This window comes from Weissella kandleri (genome assembly GCF_001438705.1).
GTDB classification, from domain to species: domain Bacteria; phylum Bacillota; class Bacilli; order Lactobacillales; family Lactobacillaceae; genus Weissella; species Weissella kandleri.
Genome location: NZ_JQBP01000001.1, coordinates 159,445 through 167,048, shown reverse-complemented (window position 1 = coordinate 167,048; position 7,604 = coordinate 159,445). Strand labels below are relative to the sequence as shown.

Sequence of the window (7,604 nt, the reverse complement as noted above, 5' to 3'; positions counted from 1 at the left end):
CCTGTCAACGGCATACTAGAATAATTTATCATTTTTTAAAAACCCAGTTATATCAGCCAAGACGTTGATATAACTGGGTTTTTGTTTGTTTTAAATTTTTGCTATTTCCCACTATTTCCCGTTAAAAATCACCAAAAACCACACAATTTGCTACAAATTTGCTACAAATTAATACAACTAAAATTTACCACCAGCGTTGATATACCGACGATCAAAATGAATCATTGTTTATTGTTTCTGTACATTGCTGTCTGCTACTGCTCGTTTACGGTACATAACAAAAAAGCCTACCAACTAGAAATTTAGTCAGTAGGATTTTAGTTTATTCTATTTTAGTGACTCATTACAGCGTCTGCGTCAAACCACGTACCATCATAATTACCACCCCAAATAATATATATTCCATTAGTGAAAGCATCGTAAGCATCAATCGTTCCAATATTATACTCTGGGTCTAATTTAACAGTTGCGCCAGGCGTAATGTTCATATTATCTCCGCCATCAGTGCGGCTTACCAGTGCCAATGGAATTCCGTTGTTATACCAGTTACCAGTACCTCCAGTCATCTCATAGCTGATAGCTTGCCACATACCGTAAATCCATTTTACTTCGTCAACTTTGAATGGCTTAAACAACGTAAATGCTCCACCATCTTGCTTGAACTTCTTAATGGCATCTGATTCTTCAACGTTATCTGAACCAATTACCCCTGCTTCCTCTCGTGCGTATTGGATTAATTTATCAATGTCTAGGCCGCCAGGGCAAGCAGTCGCTGTAATTTCTCGGTGTAGCTTAATTACACTCCGGTCAATCGGCAATCCGTACCGCTCACAAATATCCGCTAACAGTTTTGCTCCAGAACGCAAAGTTTCATCGCTAACTTCCCAATCTGGTGCCCCAGTTGAGTTTAAAAACTCAAGACCAATTGAACGATTGTTAATGTCCGAAATGGTTGGCACGTCACTGCCACCTGTCCCGCCTGCGTGATAAGCAACATAATTTTCACCCAGTGTCCCAATAATTTCATTATTAGCGATTTCGTAGTGCGCCGACGTATAAGCACCAGAACCAACGACCCAGGTTCCAATATCTGCTTCCTTGCTCGTTGTTGCGTTGTGATGAATTACTACAAAATCTACTGCTCGAGTTCGCTCTCCGCCGTTGTACATGGGCCGAGGGTCTAAACTAGTTGCTAAATTTGAATATACTTCTGTCATTATTAATTCCTCCTATTTAATGTCATTACGACTACCATAAGTCTTAGACACTTGCTTTTGATCTTTCTTAGCTGAATTAGGTTCAGTTTCAATTTTTCCTAATTTAATGTGATACTCATCTTCGATATACTTCTCCAACCAATTGGGAATATCATATCCAGCTAATTTAGCGTTGGCCAAAATTGACTTTAACCAATACCAACCAATCAAAACAAAAACTGAAAATGCTATTAAATCAAAAATCATCGGGTTAAAATTCATCTGTAACCCTGCGATATGATCTGGTGCAACTGACAATGGAATTTCAAAGCTCCAAATAATCACTGGCATTAGAGCCAATGGAATTGACTTAATCAAGCCCCCTAATCCGCCACCGCTTGTTATAGCCACACCTCGACGCCTTCGCCACGTATTGGCGAACACAGTGTCGATTAACATGAATAAAAAAAGAACCGACGTTTCAGTTGGTCCGTTCAAATTAAAATATAACCACTTTGCTATTTGTTCCATTTTCTTCCTCTTAATGTGTTGGGTACCAGCCACTTGTGTCTATTCCTAAAGTACCAGGCGTGTACTCCGTGGTGCCATTATCTTTCATCGTTTGTTGCTTATAGTAGATATCTCTTGAGCCCTTAACCAATTTGAAAAATCCAAAGAACCCTGTCCGATTAGTGACACCGGTAATTCCAGACCAACTTGTCCAAGGGATTGAAATATCATACGGCGGAAGCGGTACACCAGTAGGGATTACTGCGCCTGTTTTAATAGCTCCATCGCTTGGCTTAACATTTTTCAAATTCCCATTGATTGTGACCCCTACGCCTGTATCAGTAACATGAAATTTCAATGCCCCAGCTACTCCAAATAACGATACTGAGTAATCTTTTAGAGACAATGCTGCGTTTTTATGAATCGCATTGTGGTCAATCACATTAATATCTTTTGAACCATCAAATAGAACCCCGTTAATCTTTCTACCAGGGCTCAACTTTGATGCACTAGGCGCATTACCTGTAGTGGTTCCAGTACCACCGTTTGTTACTGATAACGTTCCAGTTACACCAGGTTTAATATCTACCGATCCATCAAATTTCGTTGCGCTATTCGATGATAAATTCGTTTGAATACTTCGACCCGTCAACAATTTAATAGCCGTCCCAGATGTACCGGTGATGCTACCAATAATCTTTTGCAAAAAGTTCTTATTGCCATCGATAGACTCATCTTTAGTTTTATGGACCAAATCAGCATTTAAATCATTCATTTCAGATACAGTAAAAAAACGCTCCCATTTGTTATAAACGGAACCGTTAATACTTCGATAATATTGCTTATTAGTTTGTAAATCGATAAAACGTTGTTCATAACTTTCAACTACTAAAACATAAACTTCGCCAGCCTTCGCAGGTTTATTAGTGGTCGTTTTATCGAGCGATGTGGCTAGATATAACCCATTGTCCATTTTGTTCAAATCAACTGATGTATTTAAATCCAACGTATTAACTCGATTGGTTGTTCCGGAATTACCAGACACACTTCCGATAATAGTATTTAAAAATGTTTTAATGCCATCAATTTTTTCATTATTAAACAAATGAACTACTTTATCATCATCAGATTTTAACGCATCTTTCGAATCGATATACTTCATCAATGCTACATAATCTTCAACAGTTAGCATCCCCGCCAACTGAGTGTTGATTGTAACGATAGATGTATCTGAAATGGCAAATGACACATCTAAAGCAATAGACTGCCCAGATATACCATCATATTTCGGAATAGTTGTAGCCTCATTCGTAAAAATTACTCCTAAGACAAAATTAATATCATTATATTGCCCAACTAAGGCAACACTTTTCAATGAGTAATCGCTAGTTACGTCTAAATTATCCAATATCAGACGAGATTCAACTGTGTTATTTGGTTTAGCCGTGACTGTTCCTACTGGTTTAAATTGTTTTGGATTATTAGTTTGAATTTGGTCATATTCTAATTGCTTAGTAATGACTTTATCAAAAGTGTAAAACGACATAATCGACATTTTACCTTGATTAGCCAAAACATCTGAAATAACTTTCAGTCCTTCATCCGTAAATTCGAATGCTGAGAATTTATTAGACATTTACGCTCCTTCCTTATTTTCGTAATTTTCGTATACTTTGTAAATTAACGTAGAGCTAGAAATACCTCTAATTGACAAAACAGAATCTGATTTATCAATAAAACTGATTTCATCCACTCTAATACCTGCCGCTACACCATCACGAATGCGATTAATAATATAATTTTGTTCCCATTCTTTATCAATCCACTGGAGTGGAATATTTTTGATTGATATAGCTAAAGGCTCGCCAATATCTTCTTTGCTATGCTTATAGCTTCGTAATGGTTCTATTACAATGCCATCCGGCTTCACGTTTAAAGACTGGCTGATAATATCAAGTAAACCATTGACTGTCGTTTTACCTGAATTCAAAGCTCTTTTTGAACGAATCATAATTCGATAAAATTCATCATCAGCTTCCCCTCTCGGCTGATTATAATTATCTCCAATTTCATCTAACACCTTGCCTTTGGCATCGTCCAAAGAACGCATTTTTTCAATTTGATTAAATAAATATACCAGTAAGTTAAATTCATAATTAAAGTACGCTGCTAATTTTTTAAAATTTTTATCCAGCTTATTTAAAGGACCAGGTAAATGATCCAAGAAAAAATTTTTAAAATTAAATTCCATCTTTGGTAATCACCATGCTTTCATTAGTCGATTTAGCTGTAGCAAATTGCTTTAAATGGACATCTGCCATTGATAAATTATTTACTTCATCTCCAATTTTGACATCTGCTACAACTATGCCTTTGACGTTGTCATAAATGTATTTATACAAATACGAATAACGTACAATTCCGCCCATTTTTACAGTATCTAAATATTCAGCAATCGCCTTTTCAACCTGTTCTAATCCATCTAACTCAAAATCAGTATTAACAGAAAGTTTTACGTTTACATAGATGATTTGTTGCTCCGCAAAATCAAATGCAACGTGATTATTTGGGTTACCTGATAAATCAGTCAAATAAGTTTCTTTACTTCCAACCATCAAAATTCCAGCAGCCACAGATTCAAATAATGCTGTAGATATTTTAGATTCTTCCCCGCCGTCGATGTAAACATGGATGGATTTTGCCGGATTATTATATTCATCTGGTTCCATTGTATTATTTAGAATAACTTGCACATTTTTCACACCGGGAACCTTCATAACAGCGGAAATCACCCCGTTTACTGGGCTCGATGGCTTAGTATCATTAGCCAAGCGAACACGTCTGGCTAACTCAGCGTCCGTTTCATCATCAGCCCCACCTTGTGCAGGCTCTGAGTTAGTCACTGAAAAAATATCAGTAGTAACTTCTACCTGGTTTATAACCGTATTGGCTGGAACATTATAATCAACACCCAACTCAACCGCATACGCAGTACCAGTATTGGTTCCTTTAGTATCTAAGATCACCGAACTGCCCAATTGATAAACTTTATCATCACTGGTTTTAAACAACGAGCCACTTGGCACTACATATCCCGGTGTACCAGTAAATAGCAAATCAACAATAGCTCGTGTCGCACTATTTCTATTAACCCCAAAATTAGCTGCAATACGATCCAAAGAAACACCAGAAGCTGTATTCAGATATTGAGAGTAATAAACTTTTTCTGAGAGTTGATAAACCAAATCAAAAAAGAATGCCAGTAATCTGATAATAATCCCTGCTACTGAATGCGAGGAAACATCACTATTGGAACCAAACAATTCAATCCATTTAGCTGATAATTCTTGCACCAGCTCCTCTTTGGCTGGCCTAGAAAATCCTTTTTCATTTAGCACCTAGTTCAACCTCCATATCCTCATATTCATATTTATTTATATATAGTTTCAAATTCACAAAAACTGAACGATGGTCTCGCTCGATAGACACTTGAAAACTATCAAAACGATTTATCTGCTTATCTTGTTTCAAAGCCTCTTGTACTGCTGACCTAATTACTAACTCGTTATATGGTTCACCTAGAATATTTTCAACATCCAGGCCCATTTCCTTATCTTCAATAAATTCACCAAGTTGCGTTTCAAGCAAAATACGAATTCCTTGCTTAATTTGTTCAGTATCATCAATAGGCGTTTCTAAATCTAAACCACCATCATCAGTCAATTTTAAATCAATCATTAATGCCTCCTTAGCTAATAAACGTATATAATGAATGCATCATTTAGACTATGCATACGATTACTGCTTAACTCAAAAGGCTTGTTATCGCCGGTAAAATTGGCGATAGAGCGATCTAAAAAGGTCACTAAAACTACATCGCCAACTTTTATCTCGTTTCTAAGCAATCGCCCGATATGCACACCAACTAATACTGGACGCTTATCACCGTTGCTTTTCAAAGCAAGGGGTTCAACATAGGCTTTCTTATTATCATCGTATAGCTTAGCTACTTTACCTAATTGAGCAACATTGACCTCACTTTTAATAGTATCTGGTAATACATGTAGAAAAAACGAGACCTCATTATCCCTATTTTTAATTCTATTCATTATTGCACCCCAATCTCTAACGAGGTCGTGGGGCTGGTTCCATCAAAAGAATGCTCACCACTAATGACTGTCCCATTTACATCAACAAATGTACTTTTAATATGCACGTATTCTCCCGTTGTAATTCGATAATTTAAAATACTATCGACAGAATATTGATAGCGCCCATTTCCATCGTTATCTTCGCTTTTTAACCAATCGTCATCGCGTCGCTCCATCACCGGAGAGCTAATCATTCCCGTTCCATTGTTTAATTGCCAGGTACCAGTATTGTTTCCATCATACATATACCTAAGCGTAAGCTGTCCCCGTCGATAATATAGAGCAGAGTGACAATCCTCGGCCACCTCAGACAACGCATCAAATGGTGAGCCATCTACACTATAACCTTCTTTATAAACATGATTTTCCTTCATAGAAATGATGTTTAAGTTAATACCTGATTTTTGCGTTATTTTATTAATAATCGTGCGGGCATTAGTCCCTTCTCCAAAAGTTAATTTAATGTCTTTATTGCGCCGATACTCATTGCCCTCGACTACCCTCAAAATATACTGCTGGTCAGCATCTTCAAAATTGGGGATAGTAGTCCTAAAAATGTGGCCATCAAAAATAATGCCGATATCATTACGATACCCTGCCCTAATCTGTACTCGATCACCTTGATGAATCCGGTTAGCACTAACTCGGCTCATATTCCAAATTGTTACCTCTCCGGTACTTTGATCACTCGAATTGTCAAAAGGCAAGCTAAATTCAATATCTAATGACCCGCCTTGGTTGGCAGTCGACTTGTGAACGTACTTCAAAAGGCCGGATTCTGTATAAATGTCTACATAAACTTCAAATAAAAACTGTTCTTTTTGACTCATATCACAAATAATCCCCGTCGTTTTCTAATGTCATCAAATATAAAAAGACTGTCACTCCTAAATTTTCAGGGGTGATAGTCTTTTCTTTCAAACTTTCATCAAATGGCATAATGTCAACGTTTGGAATTAGTGGATTACTTAACCCGCTCCACAATTTACGTCCATATGACAACTTTTCACCAATAACAATCGGTTCCATGTTGTTATCAAATAAATCAACTGTATAAAATTGGCCAACATAATTAAAATCGAATTTTAAGTAAACATTTTGGCCTGCTAGCTCAATTTCGAAAATTTCCGGTAAATCATTTTTATCAATTTCAATATAAGCTCTTTTTGACATTATTTCACCCTCGCTCTCACACCAACTGGAATCTGTCTGTCCGGCCAATGATTCCACGCACGTAATTGGTCAATGGATGTCCCATAACGCTGCCACCATCCCCAGTAAGTGTTACCTGGAACAACGGTAACCCAAACTCCACCATTAGGATTCGCTTGCTTTTTACCGTAATTCTTATTTTTAACCCAGTCCAGTTTAACCATGTAAACAGCTGTTAGTTCAATTTCAACCTTAACAGCATTAGTATATCCACCTTCATCAAAAGTCTTGCTTAACCTTGATATAATCAGCCCATTATGGACAATAGCGCCACGGTATGACAAAACCTCGCCATCTTGACACCACCAAAGCAATTGAACATATTTATCATCGACTTCACTTTGGTCCTTTCCCATGATCAATCCGGTAAACGAGAAACTTTTATTATTGAGCTGACTATGATCAGTTATCGGTGAACCAGTTTCTACTGGATGAGTAGATACGCTCAAATCCAGATTTTCATTCTCCGATTCAATTGTTAACTCAACCTTTTTCCCATGAGAGCCTTGTAAATAAGCCATATATGCCTCCTTTC

Annotated in this window: 10 protein-coding genes; all 10 read right to left on the bottom strand. The window is 37.2% G+C overall.

Annotated elements, in window-relative coordinates; translation table 11 throughout:
* Positions 1-332: 332 nt before the first annotated feature.
* Genes IV73_RS00910 through IV73_RS00865 form a run of 10 tightly spaced genes read right to left on the bottom strand, consistent with a single transcriptional unit; the run spans position 333 to position 7,590 of the window.
* A complete protein-coding gene (locus IV73_RS00910; protein WP_057753493.1) occupies positions 333-1,217 on the bottom strand; it encodes a peptidoglycan recognition protein family protein in 885 nt (294 codons plus the stop codon).
* A 12-nt stretch (positions 1,218-1,229) separates the two neighbouring features.
* Entirely contained in the window at positions 1,230-1,727 is a 498-nt protein-coding gene (locus IV73_RS00905) for a phage holin family protein (protein WP_057753490.1), read from the bottom strand.
* Between the two features lie 10 nt (positions 1,728-1,737).
* On the bottom strand, positions 1,738-3,342 hold the full coding sequence (locus tag IV73_RS00900; protein WP_057753487.1) for a pyocin knob domain-containing protein: 1,605 nt from the start codon (positions 3,340-3,342) through the stop codon (positions 1,738-1,740).
* Complete coding sequence (locus IV73_RS00895) at positions 3,343-3,957, bottom strand: hypothetical protein (protein ID WP_057753484.1); 615 nt, start codon at positions 3,955-3,957, stop codon at positions 3,343-3,345.
* Positions 3,947-5,104, bottom strand: coding sequence for a baseplate J/gp47 family protein (locus IV73_RS00890; RefSeq protein ID WP_057753479.1), 1,158 nt, complete (start codon positions 5,102-5,104; stop codon positions 3,947-3,949). The genes IV73_RS00895 and IV73_RS00890 overlap by 11 nt, the downstream gene beginning before the upstream one ends.
* Positions 5,094-5,444: a contractile injection system sheath initiator gene (locus IV73_RS00885; protein WP_057753476.1), complete on the bottom strand. Its 351-nt coding sequence runs from the start codon at positions 5,442-5,444 to the stop codon at positions 5,094-5,096. Before IV73_RS00885 ends, IV73_RS00890 begins: the two co-directional genes overlap by 11 nt.
* Positions 5,445-5,458: 14 nt before the next feature.
* A complete protein-coding gene (locus tag IV73_RS00880; protein ID WP_057753473.1) occupies positions 5,459-5,815 on the bottom strand; it encodes a hypothetical protein in 357 nt (118 codons plus the stop codon).
* Positions 5,815-6,687 carry a phage protein gene (locus IV73_RS00875; RefSeq protein WP_057753470.1) on the bottom strand — a complete coding sequence of 291 codons (873 nt, stop codon included), beginning with the start codon at positions 6,685-6,687 and terminating at the stop codon, positions 5,815-5,817. The genes IV73_RS00880 and IV73_RS00875 overlap by 1 nt, the downstream gene beginning before the upstream one ends.
* A gap of 1 nt (position 6,688) precedes the next feature.
* On the bottom strand, positions 6,689-7,030 hold the full coding sequence (locus IV73_RS00870) for a phage baseplate plug family protein (RefSeq protein ID WP_057753468.1): 342 nt from the start codon (positions 7,028-7,030) through the stop codon (positions 6,689-6,691).
* A complete protein-coding gene (locus IV73_RS00865) occupies positions 7,030-7,590 on the bottom strand; it encodes a LysM peptidoglycan-binding domain-containing protein (RefSeq protein WP_057753465.1) in 561 nt (186 codons plus the stop codon). Before IV73_RS00865 ends, IV73_RS00870 begins: the two co-directional genes overlap by 1 nt.
* Positions 7,591-7,604: the final 14 nt, after the last annotated feature.